This is a genomic window from Vogesella sp. AC12, from assembly GCF_024437575.1.
Taxonomy (GTDB): Bacteria; Pseudomonadota; Gammaproteobacteria; order Burkholderiales; family Chromobacteriaceae; genus Vogesella; species Vogesella indigofera.
Genome location: NZ_JANFNU010000006.1, coordinates 16,088 through 34,374, shown reverse-complemented (window position 1 = coordinate 34,374; position 18,287 = coordinate 16,088). Strand labels below are relative to the sequence as shown.

The following is an 18,287-nucleotide window of genomic DNA, read 5'->3' as shown; positions in this document are numbered from 1 at the left end:
CAGGGGAGGGCGGCGTTTAGCCGCCGTGCTGGCGGATCACCCCTTCCTTGTCCGCCGGCTGCCAGCCGGCCGGTTTCAGGATCTTGCCGTCTGCCCGACGCTCCACCTTGCCGTCGACGCACTTGGCGAGGTTGGCCGCGTGGATCGCATCGAACATCTTTTCCACTGGCAGCCCTTGCGACAGCAGCAGGCCGAGCAGCACGTTGAGCACGTCCACGCCTTCCGCCGCCAGCTCGGCGCGCAGCCGCGTCTGCTCTGCCGGCTCGGCCTGCTGGATGCGCTGGTAGTCCTGCAGTGCGACGGAAAACTCCTGCCACTCTTCCTGCAGCATGGTGTGCCACATCGCGAGGGCGGCGGCGTCGAATTGCGGCGTGGCCGGCAGGCTCATGTCGAAGCGCGCCATGAAATCGCGGCGCAGGGTGAACGGGTTGCTCATCTTGTGTTAAGTGTGGTTTATTGACGCAATATTTTGTGTTTTGTGCCCGCTGCTGGCAAGTGCCGGCCATGAAAAAAGCCGCTGCATTTGCAGCGGCTTTTGGCTTGCGGCCAACGTTCAGCGGTTTGCCAGCTGGCCCAGCACCTCGAAGTAGTCGGGGAAGGTCTTCGCCACGCACTTCGGGTCGTTGATGATTACCGGGGTACCGAGCAGGGCCACCAGCGAGAAGCACATCGCCATGCGGTGGTCGTCGTAGGTGTCGATCTCGGCATTGGGCGTCAGCGTCGCCGGCGGGGTGACGCTGATGCTGTCCTGCGTTTCCACCACCGTGGCACCGACCTTGCGCAGTTCGGTGGCCATCGCCGCCAGGCGGTCGGTTTCCTTCACGCGCCAGCTTTCCACGTTGCGGATAGTGGTGGTGCCGTTGGCGGCCAGCGCCGCCACCGCGATGGTCATCGCCGCGTCCGGGATGTGGTTGAGGTCGACGTCGATGGCCTGCAGGCCACCGGCCGGCGCGCGCGCTTCGATCCAGTTGTCGCCGATGCTGATCTCGGCGCCCATCAGCGCCAGCGCGTCGGCGAATTTCACGTCGCCCTGGATGCTGCTGCGGCCAACCCCTTCCACCCGTACCGGGCCACCGGCCAGCGCGCCGGCGGCGAGGAAGTAGGAGGCGCTGGAGGCATCGCCCTCGACGTGGATCTCGCCCGGCGAGCGGTAGCGCTGGCCGGCGGCAATGCTGAAGCGCTGCCAGCCGTCACGCTGCACCTGCACGCCGAAGCGCGCCATCAGGTTGAGGGTGATCTCGATATAGGGCTTGGAGATCAGCTCGCCGACCACCTCGATGGTGACTGCCTCGCCGGTCAGCGGCAGCGCCATCAGGAGCGCGGTGAGGAACTGGCTGGAGACGTTGCCCTTCACCGGAATGACCTTGCCGCTGTTGACGCCGGCCGGCTTGATCTGCAGCGGCGGGTAGCCGTCGTTGCCGAGGTAGGCGATATCGGCACCGGCCACGCGCAGCGCATCGACCAGGTCACCGATCGGGCGCTCGTGCATACGCGCCACGCCGTGCAGGTGATAGTGACCCTGCATCAGCGCCAGTGCCGCGGTCAGCGGGCGGAAGGCGGTGCCGGCGTTGCCGAGGAACAGGTCGGCTTCCTTGACCGCAAACATGCCGCCGGTGCCGTGCACCAGGAAGTCGCGGCTGTCGCCTTGCTGCTGGACGCTGACGCCGAGTGTGGCCAGGGCTTCCAGCATGCGGCTGATGTCGTCGGAATCGAGCAGGTCGCGCACCAGGGTCTGGCCGTCGGCCAGCGCGGCCAGCAGCAGGGTGCGGTTGGAAATGCTCTTCGAGCCGGGCAGTTTGACGGTGCCGGCAAGGCGGGGAATCGGGTGTAGCGTCAGTTGTTCCATGGCGGTCTTGCTCGTTGATTTTGTTCGGGGCGCGGCGCTGGCCGCTGTCTGCGCCGGTCGCGCGTGCGGCGCGCCGGCATCGGGTGATCTCTGTACCGACTGTACCGTTATTGTGCATTGCCGCGCAAACATCCGCTGCGGCGGCAGCTGCGTTACAATATCGGGTTTTCAGTCAGGCTTTCTTCCCATGGTCATGCTCCGCCCCGTTATTACCATCGATGGCCCGTCCGCCTCCGGCAAAGGCACCGTGGCGGCACTCGTTGCCCGCGAGCTGGGCTTCCATTATCTCGATTCCGGTGCGCTGTACCGGCTGGCCGCGCTGTACGCGCTGCGCGAAGGCGTGAGCTGGGAAGACGAAAACCAGGTCGCCAGGTTGGCCGCACAGCTGCCGGCGGCCTTTACCGACGACAAGGTGTGGCTGGATGGCCACGATGTCAGCGCCGCGATCCGCGCCGAGGATATCGGGATGGGCGCCTCCAGAATCGCCGCGCTGCCAAGCGTGCGCGCCGCGCTGCTCGAGCGCCAGCGTGCCTACCAGCAGACACCGGGGCTGGTGGCCGACGGCCGCGACATGGGTTCGGTGGTGTTTCCGCGCGCCGAGCTCAAGGTTTTCCTGACCGCCAGTGCCGAAGAACGTGCCGCGCGACGCTATAAGCAGTTGATCGCAAAAGGGGAATCTGCTAACCTCCCGCAGATTCAGCAGGATATTTGTGACCGTGACGCGCGTGACGCGGCACGGAGCGTTGCCCCGTTGAGACAAGAACCGGATGCCCGTTTGCTGGATACCTCCGCGCTCACCATTGACCAGGCGGTCAAGCAGGTGCTGCAGTGGTTTCGCGAACGATAAAGGCGCCCGGTTGTTCATTTTTGTAGCACGCTGCTTCGGTTTCCTTGCACCGGCAGCCCTCAAACCTAACCCCGCGTGACGCAAGGCATGCAACAAGAGTAAATCTGATGACTAACCTCGTAATGGATAGCTTCGCCGCCCTGTTTGAAGAGAGCCTGGCTCTGCAAGAAATGCGCGCCGGTGAAGTAATCACTGCTGAAGTCGTGTCCATCGACTCCAACTTCGTTACCGTTAACGCCGGTCTGAAGTCCGAGTCGCTGATCCCTGTTGAAGAATTCAAGGGTGACAATGGCCAGGTTGAAGTAGCAATTGGCGATTTCGTCACTGTTGCCATCGACTCCCTGGAAAACGGCTTTGGCGAAACCAAGCTGTCCCGCGAAAAAGCCAAGCGTCTGGCTGCGTGGATTGACCTGGAAGAGGCTCTGGAAGCTGGCAAGATCCTGTCTGGCGTGATCAGCGGTAAAGTCAAGGGTGGTCTGACCGTTATGGTTAACGGCATCCGCGCCTTCCTGCCGGGTTCGCTGGTAGATGTACGTCCGGTGAAAGACACCACTCCTTACGAAGGTAAGGAAGTTGAGTTCAAGGTTATCAAGCTGGATCGCAAGCGCAACAACGTGGTTGTTTCGCGCCGTGCGGTTCTGGAAGAAACCCTGGGCGAAGAGCGCAAGGCACTGCTGGAAACCCTGCGTGAAGGCCTGGTGGTTAAGGGTATCGTCAAGAACATCACCGACTACGGTGCGTTCGTTGACCTGGGCGGTATCGATGGCCTGCTGCACATCACCGACCTGGCATGGCGCCGTGTCAAGCACCCGTCCGAAGTACTGGCCGTTGGTGACGAAGTTGAAGCCAAGGTTCTCAAGTTCGACCAGGACAAGAACCGCGTTTCGCTGGGTCTCAAGCAGCTGGGCGAAGATCCGTGGGTGGGCCTGTCCCGCCGTTACCCTGCCGGCACCCGCCTGTTCGGCAAGGTAACCAACCTGACCGACTACGGTGGCTTTGTTGAAATCGAACAGGGTATCGAAGGTCTGGTTCACGTGTCCGAAATGGACTGGACCAACAAGAACGTACACCCATCCAAGGTAGTTCAGGTGGGCGACGAAGTTGAAGTCATGATCCTCGAGATCGACGAAGACCGTCGTCGTATCAGCCTGGGCATGAAGCAGTGCCAGGCCAACCCATGGAACGCCTTCGCTGACGACTTCAAAAAGGGTGACAAGATCAAGGGCGCCATCAAGTCGATCACCGACTTCGGCGTGTTCGTTGGTCTGCCAGGCGGCATCGACGGCCTGGTTCACCTGTCCGACCTGTCCTGGAACGAGACCGGCGAAGAAGCCGTTCGCCGCTTCAAGAAGGGCGACGAAGTTGATGCCGTGGTTATGTCCATCGACGTTGAGAAAGAGCGCATCTCCCTCGGCATCAAGCAGCTGGAAGGCGATCCGTTCAACAACTACGTTGCCATGAACGACAAGGGCGCGCTGGTTAAGGGCGTAGTGAAGTCTGCTGATGCCAAAGGCGCCGTGATCCAGCTGGATAGCGACGTTGAAGGTTACCTGCGTGCTTCCGAAGTGTCGCGTGACCGCGTTGAAGACATCCGCACCCACGTTAAAGAGGGTGACGAAGTTGAAACCGTGATCATCGCTGTTGACCGCAAGGCTCGCTCCATCAGCCTGTCGATCAAGGCGAAAGACATGCAGGAAGAGAAAGCCGCCATGGGCGCGATCTCTGCTGATGCCAGCGCGAACGTGTCTGCCGGTACTACCAGCCTGGGCGCCCTGCTCAAGGCTAAACTGTCCGGCGGCAACGAATAAGTGATGGATATGACCAAATCTGAGCTTATTGCGAGGCTTGCCGAGCGTTATCCTCAGTTGGTCGCCAAAGATGCTGAACTGGCCGTCAAAACCATTCTGGATGCGATGGCCGGCAGCCTGGCAAAAGGGCAGCGAATCGAGATTCGCGGCTTCGGTAGCTTCGATCTGAACTACCGTCCGCCGCGGGTTGGCCGCAACCCCAAGTCCGGCTCCAGCGTTGTCGTTCCTGAGAAATACGTGCCTCACTTCAAGGCGGGCAAAGAGCTGCGCGAACGCGTGGATCTTGCCCCGGGGGCTTCCGAGTAAGCCTCCGATGTGCCTGTCTGCAAAACGCTGCGGTTTACCGCAGCGTTTTTTTATTCCGCTTCCGGCTTGGGGGGGCGCACGCTTTCGTTTAAACTTGCGATAATTTTTGATCAGGCCGGAGTCGTTATGCGTTACCTCGTTCGCTTGCTGGAGCTGGTGCTGCTGGTGCTGCTGGTGGCGGTAACCGTGCAGAACAGTGCCATCGTCGAGTTCAAGCTGTTTTTTGGACAAAGCTGGAATGCGCCGCTGATCCTGCTGTTGCTGGTGTTCTTTGTTGCCGGTGTGCTGACTGCGATGCTGGCTACCTTTACCTATTCCCTGCGTGTCCGTCGCGAGCTGTCGCAGCTCAAGAAGGAATTGCGCTCCAGACAGGCCAGCAGCCGGGTGACCAAAGACCCGAGCGACGCACTGGCTGACTGATTTGCTTCTGCCGTTTGCCGGCATTCCCGTACCGAGGTTGGATTTTGGATATTGATCTGTGGTGGCTGTTGCTGTTCCCGGCATTTTTCGGTCTGGGCTGGCTGGCCGCGCGCGTCGACATGCGCGCAGTACTGAAACAGGCGCGCGAAGTGCCGGCCGGTTTTTACAAGGGGTTGGACGCGCTGGTCGATGACAAGACCGACGTCGCCGCCCGCTCGCTGGCGGAAGTGGCGCGCGCCCATCCGCAGGCACTGGAAGTGCAGCTGAGCCTGGGCAAGCTGTACCGCCGCCGCGGCGAGAACGACCGCGCCATCCGTCTGCACCAGCAGGTGCTGGAACTGCCCGATCTCAGCAACGAGCAAAAGGCGCAGGTGCGTTTCGAGCTGTCGCAGGACTTTCACAAGGCCGGGCTGGTCGATCGCGCCGAGGAAATCCTGGTCAAGCTGCTGCCCAGCCAGACCATGGGCCGTGCCGCGCGCGAACAGCTGCTGAGCATCTACCAACAGGACCGCGACTGGGAAAAGGCGGTCGCCACCGCGCGCGAGCTGCGCAGCGACGCCCACTCCTTCCAGCACGAGGTGGCGCAGTTTTTCTGCGAGCTGGCACAGGGTGCGCTATACCAGTCCGACTACGACAAGGCGCGCCGCTACGTGCAGGAAGCGTTTGCCGCCAACCGCAAGTGCGTGCGCGCCAGCATTTTGCTGGGTGACATCGAGGTCGCCACCGGCCAGCCGGAAGCCGCCATCGCCGCGTGGCAGGCGATCGAGAAGCAGAACTACGAATACCTGGCGATGGTCGCCGAGCGCCTGTTCGACGCCTACGAGTCGCTGGGCAAGGCGGCGGAAGGCATTGCGCTGTTGCGCGGCTACCAGCGCACCTTTTCGCAGCTGGAACTGACCGACCTGCTGTACCAGAAGGTAGCCACCTACGAAGGCGAGGCCAAGGCGCTGGAGGCGGTGCGCGAAGCGGTACACGCGCGGCCGAACCTGCTCGGCGTCTACCGCCTGGTGGAAGCGCAGATGGACGAGCTGAGTCCGGAAGGGCGCATGGACGCCGAAGTGGCGCGCGCGCTGATCATGAAGCACGCGCAGCGCCTGACCGTGCACCGCTGCAAACGCTGCAATTTCCGCTCGCGGGCCTTCTTCTGGCACTGCCCGGCCTGCGGCGAGTGGGAGAGCTTCACCCCCAACCGCTCGGAAACCCATTGATTTCAAGCATTGAAGACTGGAACAACATGAATCCCTTGATGGCGCCTGGCCTTGCGGCCAACGTTACCTCGCCGGTGCTGGTGGCACTGGATTTTGCCACCGCCGATGCCGCGCTGGCCTTTGCCTCCCGTCTTGACCCGCTGCAGTGCCGGCTGAAGGTCGGCAAGGAGCTGTTTACCGCCGCCGGCCCGCAGCTGCTGCAGCAGTTGCAGGCGCGCGGCTTCCAGGTGTTCCTGGACCTGAAATTCCACGACATCCCCAACACCGTGGCGCACGCCTGCAAGATGGCGGCCGAAGCTGGGGTGTGGATGGTCAACGTGCACGCCTCCGGCGGCCGCCGCATGATGACCGCCGCCGCCGAGGCGCTGGCGCAGTACAGCCAGCGCCCGCTGCTGATCGCGGTCACGGTCTTGACCAGCATGGAGGCCAGCGATCTGGCCGAGATCGGCATCACCGTGCCACCGCAGGAGCAGGTGTTGCGCCTGGCACGGCTGACGCGCGACAGCGGCTTGGACGGCGTGGTGTGCTCGGCGCAGGAAGCACCGCTGCTGAAGGCCGAGCTGGGTCGCGACTTCAAGCTGGTGACGCCGGGCATCCGCCTAGCCGACAGCGCCGACGACGACCAGCGCCGGGTGATGACCCCGGTGGCCGCGCTGCAGGCCGGTGCCGACTACTTGGTGATCGGCCGTCCGATCACCCAGGCCGCCGATCCGCTAGCCGCGCTGGCGGCGATCAATGCCGACATTCAATCCTATATGGCGACACAAGCATGAAAATTACCGTAATCGGATCGGGCTATGTCGGCCTGGTCACCGGCACCTGCCTTGCCGAAGTGGGCAATCACGTGCTGTGCCTGGACGTGGATCCGGCCAAGATCGCCATGCTGCAGGCTGGCGGCATCCCGATCTACGAGCCGGGGCTGGACGAGATGGTCAAGCGCAACGTCGCCGCCGGCCGCCTCAGCTTCACCACCGACGTTGCCGCGTCGGTGGCATTCGGTGACATCCAGTTCATCGCCGTCGGTACGCCGCCGGATGAGGACGGCTCTGCCGACCTACAGTACGTACTGGCCGCCGCGCGCAATATCGGCCAGCACATGAACGGTTACAAGGTCATCGTCGACAAGTCGACGGTACCGGTCGGCACCGCCGACAAGGTCAACGCCGCGATCGCTGCAACGTTGGCCGCACGCGATGTGGGCATCGACTACAGCGTGGTGTCCAATCCGGAATTCCTGAAAGAGGGTGCCGCGATCGAGGACTTCATGAAGCCGGATCGCATCGTGGTCGGCGCCGGGGACGAGCGTGCCATCGACATGATGCGCCGCCTGTACGAGCCTTTCCAGCGCAACCACGAGCGCATCCTGTTCATGGACGTGCGCTCCGCCGAGCTGACCAAGTACGCCGCCAATGCAATGCTGGCGACCCGCATCTCGTTCATGAACGAGCTGGCTAACCTCGCGGAAACGCTGGGCGCCGACATCGAGCTGGTGCGCAAGGGCATCGGCTCCGATCCGCGCATCGGCTACCACTTCCTGTATCCGGGCACCGGTTACGGCGGCTCCTGCTTCCCGAAAGACGTGAAGGCGCTGGTCGCCACCGGCCGCGACAACGGCCACGCGATGCGCGTGCTGACGGCGGTGGAAGCAGCCAACGACGCGCAGAAGCTGCGACTGGTGGAAAAAGTGGTCGCCAAGTTCGGCGCCGACCTGAGAGGTCGCCGTTTCGCGCTGTGGGGGCTGGCGTTCAAGCCCAACACCGACGACATGCGCGAGGCGCCGAGCCGCGTGATCGTCGACGAGCTGACCCGCCGCGGCGCACAAGTGCTCGCCTTTGATCCGGTGGCGATGCACGAAGCGTCGCGCACCATGGTCGACATCGCCGGCTTTGCCTTTGCCGACGACATGATGAGCCCGCTGCACGGTGCCGATGCGCTGCTGATCGCCACCGAATGGAAGGCGTTCCGCAGCCCGGACTTTGCCGAGCTGAAACGCCTGCTGCTGCAGCCGCTGATTTTCGACGGCCGCAATATGTACGATCCGGCCTGGCTGCGCGCGCAGGGCTTCGAATACCACGCCATCGGCCGTTGAGGTGAGCATGAACCTGTTGAACACGCTGGGCCTCGCGCCCGCAACGTTGGCCGCACAGCTGGCCGCAGCCAAGGTGCTGGTGGTCGGCGACGTGATGCTGGACCGTTACTGGTTCGGCGACGTCAGCCGCATCTCGCCGGAGGCGCCGGTGCCGGTGGCCAAGATCAGCCGCATGGAAGAGCGTGCCGGCGGTGCGGCCAACGTGGCGCGCAATATCGCCAGCCTTGGCGGTCAGGCCACCATCCTGTCGGTGGTCGGCGACGACGAGGCCGCGACCGCGCTGGAGCGGCTGCTGGCCAATGACGGCATCCGTGCCTCGTTCAAGCGCGATGCCGGCATTGCCACCACGGTGAAACTGCGGGTGGTGGCGCGGCAGCAGCAGCTGATCCGCCTCGATTTCGAGGACGCGCCGAGCCATGAAATCCTCGCCGACAAGCTGGACGAGTATGCCGCCATCGTCGCCGAACACGACGTGGTGATCCTGTCCGACTACGGCAAGGGCGGCCTGACCCACGTCGCGCGCATGATCGAACTGGCGCGGGAGGCCGGCAAGCCGGTGCTGATCGACCCGAAAGGCGACGATTACAGCAAGTACGCCGGCGCCACGCTGCTGACGCCGAACCGCAGCGAATTCAAGCAGGTGGCCGGCAGCTGGCAGACCGAGGCACAACTGTCGGCCAAGGCCGAGGCGCTGCGTGCCGAGCTGGATCTGACCGCGCTGCTGGTGACACGCAGCGAAGAGGGTATGACGCTGTACCGTGCCGACGGCGCGGTGCACGAGCCGACACTGGCGCAGGAGGTATACGACGTATCCGGTGCCGGCGATACCGTGATCGGCACCCTGGGGCTGATGCTGGCCGCCGGGCTGGAACTGCCCGTGGCGATGCGGCTGGCCAACGCCGCCGCCGGTATCGTGGTGGCCAAGCTGGGCACCGCGGTGTGCCATCAGCGCGAACTGTTTGCACTGTGACTTGAGGTGAGGCGGCGATGACGGAGTGGGCGACGCAGGTAGTGCAGTTCTGGTTTGACGGCACGGACGCGCAGCTGGCTGCGAGCCGCAGCGCTTGGTTCCGCAAGGATGCCGCCTTCGACGACGCCATCCGCCAGCGCTTCCTGCCGCTGTGGCAGCGCGTCGCCGCCGGCGAGTTGCTGCCGGACCCGACCGACGCGCACGCGGTGCTGGCGTGGCTGATCGTGGCCGACCAGTTCTCGCGCAACCTGTTCCGCGGCGAGGCGCAGGCGTTTGCGCTGGATGCGGCGGCGCGGACGGTGGCGAAGTCGGCGTTGGCCAGCGGGCTGGAACAACAATTGCCGCCAGTGGCGCGCTGGTTCTTCTACCTGCCGCTGGAACACAGCGAGGCGCTGGCCGACCAGGATGAATCCGTCCGCCGCTTTGAAAGCCTGCCGCCGGACAGTCCCGACCGCGCCGGTGTCGTCGACTACGCCGAAAAGCATCGGGCCATCATCGCCCGCTTTGGCCGTTTCCCCCACCGCAATGCCGCGCTGGGGCGCCCCTCTACCGCGGACGAGCTGCAGTTTCTGGCGCAGCCGGGCAGCTCGTTCTGACTTCCTAAAGGAAATGCTATGACCATCGTGGTGACCGGCGCTGCCGGCTTTATCGGCTCCAACATCGTCAAGGCGCTCAATGCGCGCGGCGAAACCGACATCATCGCCGTCGACAACCTCACTCGTGGCGACAAGTTCGTCAACCTGGTGGACTGCGAGATCAGCGACTACCTCGACAAGCAGGACTTCATCAGCCTGATCGGCAGTGGCGATTTCGACGGCGAGATCCGCGCCATCCTGCACCAGGGTGCCTGCTCCGACACCATGAACCACGACGGCAAGTACATGATGGAGAACAACTACCAGTACACGCTGGAGCTGTTCGAATTCTGCCAGGCGGAAGAAATCCCGTTCCTGTACGCCTCCAGCGCCGCCACCTACGGCAAGGGCAGCGTGTTCAAGGAAGAGCGCCAGCATGAAGGCCCGCTCAACGTCTACGGCTATTCCAAGTTCCTGTTCGACCAGGTGCTGCGCCGCCGCATGAAGGAAGGCCTCACCGCGCAAGTGGCCGGCTTCCGCTACTTCAACGTCTACGGCCCGCAGGAGCAGCACAAGGGGCGCATGGCGTCGGTGGCGTTCCACAACTTCAACCAGTACCGCGAATCCGGCAAGGTCAAGCTGTTCGGCGGCTACGACGGCTGGGACAACGGCAGCCAGAGCCGCGACTTCGTGTCGGTGGAGGACGTGGTCAACGTCAACCTGTTCTTCCTCGATAATCCGGACAAGTCCGGCATCTTCAACCTCGGCTCCGGCCGCGCGCAGCCGTTCAACGACGTGGCGGTGGCCACCGTCAACGCCTGCCGCCGTCACGAAGGCAAGCCGGCGCTGACGCTGGCCGAACTGGTGGAGCAGGGCATCCTGGAATACATCGAATTCCCGGAAGCGCTGAAGGGCAAGTACCAGAGCTTCACCCAGGCCGATATCGGTAAGCTGCGTGAAGCGGGCTACGACGCACCGATGCTGACCGTGGAGCAGGGGGTCGACCGCTACGTGGACTGGCTGATCGCGCGCCAGGGCTGAGTCTTGTGCCTTGCCGCCCGCAAGCCCCGTCCCCGGACGGGGCTTTGTCATTTGCGGCTGTCACGGTGCTGTCACGACACTGGGCTAGCGTGACGTCTTTCTGACGATACCGGATGGGATTCCTTATGCGCCGTTCTCTTGCTGTGCTGTTTGCCGGGCTGGCCATGCCGGCGCTGGCCGCGCCGTTCACCCTGTTGCCGGTGTCGCATCCGGCGGTGGCGGCGGTGGAGCGCTACGAGGTCAGCGCACCGGCGCTCGCCTATCGCGGTGCCGATGCCGCGGCCTTCGCTGGCAGCCTGCCGCTGGCGGTGGGTTCGGCGCTGAGCTTCAAGGGTTATGAAAAAGGCAGTGCGGCGCTGGAATTCTGGGCAGTGACCGATCGCGGCCCGAATGCCGATTCGCCGGAGGTGCTGAACGGCGGCTCGCGCTACGCCAGCAAGCTGTTCCCGGTGCCGGCCTTTGTGCCGACGGTGGTGCAACTGCGTGTGTCGCTGGCGGAGGCGGCCACCGTTGGCCGCATGCTGCCGCTGCGCGAAGCCGGGCGCACCATCAGCGGCTTGCCGTTGCCGCAGGGGGCGGTGGGCGCCAGCGGTGAAATCGGCCTCGATGAAAAGCTGCAGCCGCTGCCTTACGACAAGCTGGGCTTCGATCCGGAGGGCATCGCCGCCGACAAGCAGGGCAACCTGTGGCTGGTGGACGAGTATGGCCCGTTCCTGGCCCGGGTCGATGCCGCCAGCGGCGAGATCCGGCAGCGCTATGCGCCGGGCAGCGGCCTGCCGGCCATTCTTGCCGCGCGGCAGCCCAACCGCGGCTTTGAGGGTGTCACCGTGACGCCGTCCGGCAAGGTGGTTGCCATCGTGCAGAGCACGCTGGATGTCGATGGTCGCACCCGCCACGGCGCGCGCTTCAGCCGTATCGTCGAGCTGGACCCGGTCAGCGGCGCGGTGCGCCAGTTCGGCTATCCGGTACCGGCGCACTACAACAAGGCCGGCGACATGAAGCTGGGCGACATCGTGGCACTGTCCGACAGCCGCTTCGCGGTGATCGAGCAGGGCAAGGATCAGGACAAGCGGATGCACAACGACATCACGCTGATCGACCTCGCCACGGCCACGGCACTGGACGGCAAGACGCTTGCCGACGGCCGCGCGCTGGAATATGGCGACGACGCGATGCTGGCGGCGGCCGGCATCCAGCTGGCGCGGCGGACACTGGCGCTGGACCTGCGCGCGCTGGGCTGGACCGCGGAAAAGGCGGAAGGGCTGACGCTGGTGGAGAACAACCAGCTGGCGCTGATCAACGACAACGATTTCGGCGTGCGTAGCGAAGTGCAGGGCAGTGTCGCCAAGCTGGCGCAGCTGCAGGTCGCCGCTGGCCAGCTGCAGAATCTGGCGGGCCAGCGCCAGGATGGCGCCCGTGTCGCCATCGCGCCCAATCGCGAGGCCACCGAGCTGTGGCTGATCACGCTGCAGAAGCCACTGCACGCGCTGCCCTGAGCGCGCCGCGGCGTGAACGCAAAAAACCCGTACCCCTGGTGCGGGTTTTTTTGCGGCTGCTGCCGGCGACATGGTGCATCTGGTTATATTCAAGGTAGCCAAAATTCCAAAAGCCACGCTGATAGCAAGTGCTTGATCCGTATCGTGATTATTGATGCTGGCGCGGCAGGCTTGGCCGCGGGGCGGCGACAGCGGGGTGCAAGCCGGTATAATGCGGCGCACTAGGAGACGCCAATGACCCTGCCCGTATTCAAACATCTCGAAGATTTCGTCGGTAACACCCCGCTAGTGCGCCTCAAGCGCATGCCGGGCAACAGCAGCAACGTGGTGCTGGTCAAGCTGGAGGGTAACAACCCGGCCGGTTCGGTGAAGGACAGGCCGGCACTGTCGATGATCCGCCACGCCGAGGCGCGCGGCGAGATCAAGCCCGGTGACACCCTGATCGAGCCGACCAGCGGCAACACCGGCATCGCGCTGGCGATGGCGGCGACCATGATGGGCTACAGGATGATCCTGGTGATGCCGGAAAACTCCAGCCAGGAGCGCATAGACACCATGCGCGCCTACGGCGCCGAGGTGATCCTGACGCCGAAGGCGGCGTCGATGCCCGGTGCCATCGACGAGGCGCGGCGCCTGGAGGCGGCCGGGGTTGGCCGCATCCTCGACCAGTTCGGCAACCCGGACAATCCGCTGGCGCACCTCGAGGGCACCGGGCCGGAGATCTGGCGCGACACCGCCGGCACGGTCACCCACTTCGTGTCCAGCATGGGCACCACCGGCACCATCATGGGCACCAGTGCCTACCTCAAGCAGCAGAATCCGGTGATCCGCATCATCGGCGTGCAGCCGCAGGTTGGCAGCCAGATCCCCGGCATCCGCAAGTGGGAAGACGAATACCTGCCCAAGATCTGCGATTTCTCGCGCATTGACGAGCTGCTGCTGGTCGACCAGCAGACCGCGGAAGACACCGCGCGCCAGCTGGCGCGCGAAGAGGGCATCCTCGCCGGGCCGTCGTCCGGCGGCGCGCTGGCGGTGGCGCTGCGCCTCAACCAGCAGCTGGAGAACGCGGTGATCGTGTCCATCGTCTGCGACCGTGGTGACCGCTACCTGTCCACCGGCCTGTTTTCCTGAGCCAACGTTGGCCGCACGCTGCGGCCAACCCTGAACCGAAGCGATTATGTCCCAACACGTTTTTTCGCCGCCGAGCGACGGCTCGATGAGCCCCAAGACCTGGTACCAGGCGGCCAGCCAGCAGCCAGGCTTTATCCACGACGCAGCCCAGGCCGCCGCCATCGAGCGGCTGGACGAGCTGTGGCAGACGCTGGTGGAATTCAAGGACAAGCGCAACCGCTTCCTCGGTCGCAGCCTGCGCAAGCCGGAAGTGCCGCGCGGCCTGTATTTCTGGGGTGGCGTCGGCCGTGGCAAGAGCTTCCTGATGGATGCCTTCTTCGGCTGCGTGCCCTACAACCGCAAGCGCCGCGTGCACTTCCACCACTTCATGGCGGAAATCCACAAGCAGCTGCGCACGGTGTCGAACGAGGCCGACCCGCTGAAAACGGTGGCGGCCCGAATCGCCCGCGACGTGCGCCTGCTGTGCTTTGACGAATTCCACGTCAGCGACATCGCCGATGCGATGATCCTCGGCCGCCTGTTCGCTGCGCTGTTCGAGCAGGGCATCATCTGCGTGATGACTTCCAACTACCCGCCGGAAAACCTGTATCCGAACGGCCTGATGCGCAGCAACTTCCTGCCTACCATCGCCTTGCTGCAGCAGCATCTGGAGGTGATCAACGTCGATGGCGGCAACGACTACCGCCTGCGCGAGTTGACGCGCGAGCCGCTGTTCCACGTGCCGGCCGATGCCGACGCCGAGGCGAAGATGCAGGACATGTTCGAGCGGCTGGCCGGTGCCTCCGGCGAGCTGGAACACTCGCTGACGGTGCTGGGGCGCGACATCCCGCTCAAGCGCCATGCGCCGGGGGTGATCTGGTTCGATTTCCACGCCATCTGCGACGGGCCGCGGGCGCAGACCGACTATCTGGAAATCGCCAGCGAATACCACACCGTATTCGTGTCCGATATTCCGCAGCTGGCGGTGCGCGACGCGTCGATGGCGCGGCGTTTTACCTGGCTGGTGGACGTGTTCTACGACCATCGCGTCAAGCTGGTGGCATCCTGCGCGGTGGCGCCGGAGCTGATCTATACCGAGGGGCCGCAGGCCAGCGAGTTTTTCCGCACCGCCAGCCGCCTCACCGAGATGCAGTCGCGCACCTATCTGGAGCTGCCGCACCTGGTGGACGACTTCAAGATCGCCGACGGCATTACCGAGACCTGAGCCGCGCTTGCCGCGCGCCATGAAAAAAGGTTGGCCGCAGTGTTGCGGCCAACCTTTTTGCGTTGCGGGACGGTGTCTACAGCATGTTCACGCTCTCGCGAGCGAGCGCTTAGCGCTGGCCGGCCGGAATCAGCAGTGGCTGGTAGCCGAGGGCGCGCAAGCGCTGCATCGCCTCTTCCGCCTCGGCACGGGTGCGGAACGGGCCCAGCTGGACGCGGGTTTCGGTGCGCGCGGTGATGCCGCGCTTTTTCAGGTCCGCCACCAGCTTCTCGGCATTGTCCGGGCTGGAGAACAGGCCCAGCTGCACCTGGTAGCCGAAGGAGCTGCCTTGCGGAGCGATGCCGGGGGGCGGCAGGCGCGGCAGCGCGGTCGGCGGCGTGTTGGCCAGCGGCACGCGGATGGCGGGCGCGGGCGCCGGGGCGGCGATAACGCCCGGTGCCGGCACGCTGCGCGGTGCTGCGGTCGTGCTGCTGCTCTTGGCGGCGCTGTCCGGTAGCACCTTGCTGCTGGCGACGGCCGGCGTGCGCGGCGGTGGTGTCTGGATCTGAGGCGGGGTGAGGGGGGTGACGCCGGCCGGGCTGCCGGGCGCTGGTGCCAGTGGCGAGCTGCCGGCTGGCGCACTGGCGCTGACGGCGGCGCTGGCTTCCAGCGGCGCGCTGCTGTCGATGGCGCTGAGGCTCAGCGAGGCGCTGTCGCTGCTGTCTTTCTGGATGATGCGGCCGGAGCTGATCGGGGTGCTGGCCGGGGTTGGCGGTGTCGCCGGTGGATTGAAACTGTCGATGATCGGTATCGCCGCCAGTGCCACCAGAACCAGGCCGCTGGCAATCGCAATCCGTTTCTTGATCTGGGGCGACAGCCCGCTGTCGCCGCCGGGGGCGCGCTCTTGTGGCGTTGGATTCATCTCGGTTTACATTCTGTGCAGCAAACGCTGGTGAACACTGGTAAAATACCGGGTTCCTCAAAATTGGGTAACCCGTCAAGCTTGAAAATAGCTTGGCAAGTGTAACCATTTCGCTTGTAAACAGGGAGAATTTATATGGCAATCGAACGTACGCTGTCCATCATCAAGCCAGACGCAGTCGCCAAGAACGTTATCGGCAAGATCTACGACCGTTTTGAATCCGCCGGCCTGAAAGTCGTGGCCGCCAAGCTGAAGCAACTGTCGCGCGCCGAAGCCGAAGGCTTCTACGCCGTGCACAAAGAGCGTCCTTTCTTCAACGACCTGGTGAGCTTCATGATCTCCGGTCCGGTGATGATCCAAGCGCTGGAAGGCGAAAACGCCGTCCTGAAAAACCGCGAACTGATGGGCGCGACCGATCCGAAGAAAGCCGAAGCCGGTACCATCCGCGCCGATTTCGCTGATTCCATCGATGCCAACGCCGTTCACGGCTCCGACAGCCTCGAAAACGCCGCGATCGAAGTAGCCTACTTCTTCGCTGCAACCGAGATCTGCGCACGCTAAGCTGTACCCGGCGGCTGCCTGTGGCGGCCGCCATTTCCAGAGATTGACATGAAGACCAACCTGCTCGACTTCAACCTTCCCCAGCTCACCGACCACTTTGCCGCGATGGGCGAAAAGCCGTTCCGCGCCAAGCAGATCATGCGCTGGATGCACCAGATGGGCGAAGCCGACTTCGACGCCATGACCGACATCGCCAAGAGCCTGCGTGCCAAGCTGCACGACTGCGCCATTGTCGGTGTGCCCGATCTGATGGTGTCGCAGGAATCGGAAGATGGTACCCGCAAGTGGCTGCTCGACGTCGGCACCGGCAACGGCGTCGAAACCGTGTTCATCCCCGAGGATGACCGCGGCACCTTGTGCATATCATCTCAGGTCGGCTGTGCGCTGGAGTGCACCTTCTGCTCCACCGGCCGTCAGGGCTTCAACCGCAACCTCAGCACCGCCGAGATCATCGGCCAGCTGTGGTGGGCGAACAAGGCGATGGGCGTGACGCCGAAGAACGAGCGCGTGGTGTCCAACGTGGTGATGATGGGCATGGGCGAGCCGCTGGCCAACTTCGACAACGTGGTGTCGGCGCTGCAGATCATGCTCGACGATCACGGCTACGGCCTGAGCCGCCGCCGCGTGACGGTGTCGACCTCCGGCATGGTGCCGCAGATGGACAGACTGAAAGAGGCCTGTCCGGTGGCGCTGGCGGTGAGCCTGCACGCTTCCAACGACCGCATCCGCGACGAGATCGTGCCGCTGAACAAGAAGTACCCGCTGAAAGAGCTGATGGCGGCCTGCCAGCGCTATCTGGTGAAGGCGCCGCGCGACTTCATCACCTTCGAGTACGTGATGCTTGACGGGGTCAACGACAGACCGGAACATGCGCGGGAGCTGATCGCGCTGGTGCGCGACGTGCCGTGCAAGTTCAACCTGATTCCGTTCAACCCGTTCCCGAATTCCGGTTACGAGCGTTCCAGCAACAACGCGATCCGCAATTTCCGCGAAATCCTGCAGGAAGCCGGCTTCATCGTCACCGTGCGCAAGACGCGCGGCGACGACATCGACGCCGCCTGCGGCCAGCTGGCCGGCCAAGTGCAGGACAAGACCCGGCGCCAGGAAAAGTGGATACGCATCGCCGAGGAAAAAGACCAATGAAGCTAGCCCGTGTCGTCGTCCTGTTGGCCACCCTGCTGGCCAGTACGCTGACATTTGCCGACGGCGCCACCCCGCGCGAGCTGGCACAGACACGGGCCCTGTTGGCAATCGAGTACATGAAGATCGGCAACATGCGCGTGGCGCTGGAAAATGCCGATCAGTCCATCAAGTTTGATCCTACCTTTCAGGCCGGCTACCTCGCCCGCGCCCTGATCTACATGCAACTGGGTGTCGACACCGAGGCGGAAGCCGCCTTCAACCGTGCGCTGAAGCTGGATGCGGCCAACCCCGAGGTCAACAATAATTTCGGCTGGTACCTGTGCAGCCGCGGCCGCTACGAAGAGGCGATCGCGCGCTTCGACCGCGCGCTGGCCGATCCGCTGTACCAGTCGCCGCAGTCGGCGATGGTGAACAAGGCGGCCTGCCTGGTGCGCATGGACCAGCGCCCGCTGGCCAACCAGTGGCTGCTGGCCGCGCTGCGCCGCGCACCGAATGACAGCGCCGCGTTGCGCGAACTGCTGAACTTGTCTTTGTTGGATAAAAATGTCACGCTGGCGACCTTTTATTACGAACGCCTGAAGTTTGACGAGCGTCGCATGTCGCCAGCGGAATTGATGATGGGGATTCGTCTGGCACGTTTAAAACAGGATCGGGCGATGGAGACACGCCTGGCCGATTATCTGAAAACGCGTTTTCCCGATACCGGGGAAGCCCAGATGTTGCTTAGCGGAAACTGAAAAA

Annotated in this window: 19 protein-coding genes; 16 read left to right on the top strand and 3 right to left on the bottom strand. The window is 64.1% G+C overall.

The window, feature by feature from the left end; translation table 11 throughout:
- Positions 1-16: 16 nt before the first annotated feature.
- On the bottom strand, positions 17-436 hold the full coding sequence (locus NOM55_RS10920; RefSeq protein WP_255908595.1) for a phosphoribosyl-ATP pyrophosphohydrolase: 420 nt from the start codon (positions 434-436) through the stop codon (positions 17-19).
- 117 nt (positions 437-553) lie between these two features.
- Positions 554-1,846 carry a 3-phosphoshikimate 1-carboxyvinyltransferase gene (gene aroA, locus NOM55_RS10915; RefSeq protein ID WP_255908592.1) on the bottom strand — a complete coding sequence of 431 codons (1,293 nt, stop codon included), beginning with the start codon at positions 1,844-1,846 and terminating at the stop codon, positions 554-556.
- A gap of 193 nt (positions 1,847-2,039) precedes the next feature.
- On the opposite strand from aroA, the gene cmk reads away from it, so the two are divergent.
- The 13 genes from cmk to zapE all read left to right on the top strand — a co-directional run bounded on the left by cmk (position 2,040) and on the right by zapE (position 14,941).
- A complete protein-coding gene (gene cmk, locus NOM55_RS10910; protein WP_255908694.1) occupies positions 2,040-2,693 on the top strand; it encodes a (d)CMP kinase in 654 nt (217 codons plus the stop codon).
- A 107-nt stretch (positions 2,694-2,800) separates the two neighbouring features.
- Entirely contained in the window at positions 2,801-4,501 is a 1,701-nt protein-coding gene (gene rpsA, locus NOM55_RS10905; protein WP_120811973.1) for a 30S ribosomal protein S1, read from the top strand.
- A 9-nt stretch (positions 4,502-4,510) separates the two neighbouring features.
- Positions 4,511-4,807: an integration host factor subunit beta gene (locus tag NOM55_RS10900; protein ID WP_047966245.1), complete on the top strand. Its 297-nt coding sequence runs from the start codon at positions 4,511-4,513 to the stop codon at positions 4,805-4,807.
- 126 nt (positions 4,808-4,933) lie between these two features.
- Positions 4,934-5,227 (top strand): lipopolysaccharide assembly protein LapA domain-containing protein, encoded by a 294-nt coding sequence (locus NOM55_RS10895; protein ID WP_255908591.1) that lies wholly within the window; start codon positions 4,934-4,936, stop codon positions 5,225-5,227.
- Positions 5,228-5,271: 44 nt separating this feature from the next.
- Positions 5,272-6,435 (top strand): lipopolysaccharide assembly protein LapB, encoded by a 1,164-nt coding sequence (gene lapB / locus NOM55_RS10890; protein ID WP_255908590.1) that lies wholly within the window; start codon positions 5,272-5,274, stop codon positions 6,433-6,435.
- A 26-nt stretch (positions 6,436-6,461) separates the two neighbouring features.
- The gene (gene pyrF / locus NOM55_RS10885; RefSeq protein WP_047966124.1) at positions 6,462-7,208 is read left to right on the top strand and encodes an orotidine-5'-phosphate decarboxylase; all 747 of its coding nucleotides are present in this window, start codon (positions 6,462-6,464) and stop codon (positions 7,206-7,208) included.
- The gene (locus NOM55_RS10880) at positions 7,205-8,524 is read left to right on the top strand and encodes a UDP-glucose/GDP-mannose dehydrogenase family protein (RefSeq protein WP_255908589.1); all 1,320 of its coding nucleotides are present in this window, start codon (positions 7,205-7,207) and stop codon (positions 8,522-8,524) included. Before pyrF ends, NOM55_RS10880 begins: the two co-directional genes overlap by 4 nt.
- Positions 8,525-8,531: 7 nt before the next feature.
- Positions 8,532-9,494 (top strand): D-glycero-beta-D-manno-heptose-7-phosphate kinase, encoded by a 963-nt coding sequence (rfaE1, locus tag NOM55_RS10875; RefSeq protein ID WP_255908588.1) that lies wholly within the window; start codon positions 8,532-8,534, stop codon positions 9,492-9,494.
- A 17-nt stretch (positions 9,495-9,511) separates the two neighbouring features.
- Positions 9,512-10,090 (top strand): DUF924 family protein, encoded by a 579-nt coding sequence (locus tag NOM55_RS10870; protein WP_255908587.1) that lies wholly within the window; start codon positions 9,512-9,514, stop codon positions 10,088-10,090.
- 18 nt (positions 10,091-10,108) lie between these two features.
- Positions 10,109-11,110 (top strand): ADP-glyceromanno-heptose 6-epimerase, encoded by a 1,002-nt coding sequence (rfaD, locus tag NOM55_RS10865; protein ID WP_255908586.1) that lies wholly within the window; start codon positions 10,109-10,111, stop codon positions 11,108-11,110.
- 125 nt (positions 11,111-11,235) lie between these two features.
- Positions 11,236-12,606: an esterase-like activity of phytase family protein gene (locus NOM55_RS10860; RefSeq protein ID WP_255908585.1), complete on the top strand. Its 1,371-nt coding sequence runs from the start codon at positions 11,236-11,238 to the stop codon at positions 12,604-12,606.
- Positions 12,607-12,840: 234 nt separating this feature from the next.
- Positions 12,841-13,737 (top strand): cysteine synthase CysM, encoded by an 897-nt coding sequence (gene cysM, locus NOM55_RS10855; RefSeq protein ID WP_255908584.1) that lies wholly within the window; start codon positions 12,841-12,843, stop codon positions 13,735-13,737.
- A gap of 46 nt (positions 13,738-13,783) precedes the next feature.
- On the top strand, positions 13,784-14,941 hold the full coding sequence (zapE, locus tag NOM55_RS10850; RefSeq protein ID WP_238377254.1) for a cell division protein ZapE: 1,158 nt from the start codon (positions 13,784-13,786) through the stop codon (positions 14,939-14,941).
- 109 nt (positions 14,942-15,050) lie between these two features.
- On the opposite strand, the gene NOM55_RS10845 is transcribed toward zapE, so the two are convergent.
- Positions 15,051-15,842 carry an SPOR domain-containing protein gene (locus NOM55_RS10845; protein ID WP_255908583.1) on the bottom strand — a complete coding sequence of 264 codons (792 nt, stop codon included), beginning with the start codon at positions 15,840-15,842 and terminating at the stop codon, positions 15,051-15,053.
- 135 nt (positions 15,843-15,977) lie between these two features.
- Here NOM55_RS10845 and ndk point away from each other — a divergent pair, with 135 nt between their 5' ends.
- From ndk to pilW, 3 genes are read left to right on the top strand one after another with little or no spacing between them, the layout of a single operon-like run.
- Entirely contained in the window at positions 15,978-16,403 is a 426-nt protein-coding gene (gene ndk / locus NOM55_RS10840) for a nucleoside-diphosphate kinase (protein WP_047966118.1), read from the top strand.
- Positions 16,404-16,451: 48 nt separating this feature from the next.
- Entirely contained in the window at positions 16,452-17,546 is a 1,095-nt protein-coding gene (gene rlmN / locus NOM55_RS10835; protein ID WP_047966117.1) for a 23S rRNA (adenine(2503)-C(2))-methyltransferase RlmN, read from the top strand.
- Positions 17,543-18,283, top strand: a complete 741-nt coding sequence (gene pilW / locus NOM55_RS10830) for a type IV pilus biogenesis/stability protein PilW (protein WP_082133641.1) — start codon at positions 17,543-17,545, stop codon at positions 18,281-18,283. The genes rlmN and pilW overlap by 4 nt, the downstream gene beginning before the upstream one ends.
- Positions 18,284-18,287: the final 4 nt, after the last annotated feature.

Coding starts and splice junctions, on each gene's coding strand:
- NOM55_RS10895 (WP_255908591.1), top strand. CDS start 4,934: ATGCGTTACCTCGTTCGCTTGCTGGAGCTGGTGCTGCTGGTGCTGCTG.
- rpsA (WP_120811973.1), top strand. CDS start 2,801: ATGACTAACCTCGTAATGGATAGCTTCGCCGCCCTGTTTGAAGAGAGC.
- pilW (WP_082133641.1), top strand. CDS start 17,543: ATGAAGCTAGCCCGTGTCGTCGTCCTGTTGGCCACCCTGCTGGCCAGT.
- NOM55_RS10870 (WP_255908587.1), top strand. CDS start 9,512: ATGACGGAGTGGGCGACGCAGGTAGTGCAGTTCTGGTTTGACGGCACG.
- NOM55_RS10845 (WP_255908583.1), bottom strand. CDS start 15,842: ATGAATCCAACGCCACAAGAGCGCGCCCCCGGCGGCGACAGCGGGCTG.
- NOM55_RS10920 (WP_255908595.1), bottom strand. CDS start 436: ATGAGCAACCCGTTCACCCTGCGCCGCGATTTCATGGCGCGCTTCGAC.
- NOM55_RS10880 (WP_255908589.1), top strand. CDS start 7,205: ATGAAAATTACCGTAATCGGATCGGGCTATGTCGGCCTGGTCACCGGC.
- ndk (WP_047966118.1), top strand. CDS start 15,978: ATGGCAATCGAACGTACGCTGTCCATCATCAAGCCAGACGCAGTCGCC.
- zapE (WP_238377254.1), top strand. CDS start 13,784: ATGTCCCAACACGTTTTTTCGCCGCCGAGCGACGGCTCGATGAGCCCC.
- NOM55_RS10900 (WP_047966245.1), top strand. CDS start 4,511: ATGACCAAATCTGAGCTTATTGCGAGGCTTGCCGAGCGTTATCCTCAG.
- cysM (WP_255908584.1), top strand. CDS start 12,841: ATGACCCTGCCCGTATTCAAACATCTCGAAGATTTCGTCGGTAACACC.
- cmk (WP_255908694.1), top strand. CDS start 2,040: ATGCTCCGCCCCGTTATTACCATCGATGGCCCGTCCGCCTCCGGCAAA.
- aroA (WP_255908592.1), bottom strand. CDS start 1,846: ATGGAACAACTGACGCTACACCCGATTCCCCGCCTTGCCGGCACCGTC.
- NOM55_RS10860 (WP_255908585.1), top strand. CDS start 11,236: ATGCGCCGTTCTCTTGCTGTGCTGTTTGCCGGGCTGGCCATGCCGGCG.
- rfaE1 (WP_255908588.1), top strand. CDS start 8,532: ATGAACCTGTTGAACACGCTGGGCCTCGCGCCCGCAACGTTGGCCGCA.
- rfaD (WP_255908586.1), top strand. CDS start 10,109: ATGACCATCGTGGTGACCGGCGCTGCCGGCTTTATCGGCTCCAACATC.
- pyrF (WP_047966124.1), top strand. CDS start 6,462: ATGAATCCCTTGATGGCGCCTGGCCTTGCGGCCAACGTTACCTCGCCG.
- rlmN (WP_047966117.1), top strand. CDS start 16,452: ATGAAGACCAACCTGCTCGACTTCAACCTTCCCCAGCTCACCGACCAC.